This window comes from Vibrio sp. 2130-1 (assembly GCF_033339515.1).
This window is the reverse complement of record NZ_JAWOUT010000091.1, coordinates 1-1,022: the sequence shown is the minus strand read 5'-3', so window position 1 is coordinate 1,022 and position 1,022 is coordinate 1. Positions and strand designations below refer to the sequence as shown.

The window sequence follows — 1,022 nt, the reverse complement described above, 5'->3', positions numbered from 1 at the left end:
TGCGTTTGCGTATCAACGTTCTTAAACGCTGAATGATGGCATCGGCTCGTTCCACTTGCCCCTGTATTTTCTCTAGCACAGGCACAATATCTTCATGCGGACGCTTCTTCGCAAGACGCAGTAACCCACCTTCACTGTAATTACGAATGGCTGCCAGCGGTTGATTTAATTCATGAGCCAGACTGCTGCCAATTTCCCCGACAATCGCCACTCTTTGCGAATGTTCTAACTGCTCGCTTTTCTCTTTCAGCCTTAGCGATGTCAGCTCTAATGCTTGTTTGCTTTTGCTAAAACGATACTCAAGCCAAAAGTGGTACACGTTCAATACAATCACAAACATGAACAGTGCCCATGCCCATTCTTGATGGCTGCGCAACCAGCGCAGCGCCTCACTCCACCAAGGTTGTTGCAATGGATGCAAATCCAACGCCTGATAGAGTTTATCGATGCTCAACAAGCTAACGGGCGATGTCCAGCCTGACGCGCCAGCGGCAATAATGGCGGGGTGCTCTGGTGGCATAGCAAGCAAGACTTGCGCGATTTTTTTCGCCAGAAGAGACGAGCCTCGTTCTGTTTTGGCAAACGACCAGTTTGGATATAACGGCGTAGAAACGGCGCACGAAGAATGTTCATTTGGCTGTTGGTTTAAGACTCGAAAATCATCGTGCTGTAACAGACCTTCATTTTGCATCTGTTCCAGTAGACAAGCAGGCACGACAGCGGCTTCAACATTGCCGTCACGTAATTGGTAGAGATTGGCATCAATTGGGAAACCGAGATAGCGAACATCCGCAAAAAAGTCATTCGGATCGAGTCCCATTTCCACGATTTGATAGCGCAGGGTCAGATAACCACCAAACGCTTTTTCGGACACTGCCGCGACAGGAAATCCAGAAACATCTTTTAATGTTTGGTATGGCGAATTTGCCCGAACCACCAGCGCAGAACCAATGCTATAGTTCGAGTTTTGCGGTGCGCGCCCCGTCAATGTTGCCATCCATGACAACGCATATTGTCTGCCC

General features: G+C 48.7%; 1 protein-coding gene. It reads right to left on the bottom strand.

The features are described 5' to 3' along the window. Window positions 1-1,022: PhnD/SsuA/transferrin family substrate-binding protein (locus R7Q09_RS24420; protein WP_318143729.1), on the bottom strand; the 1,022-nt coding region annotated here is incomplete at both ends.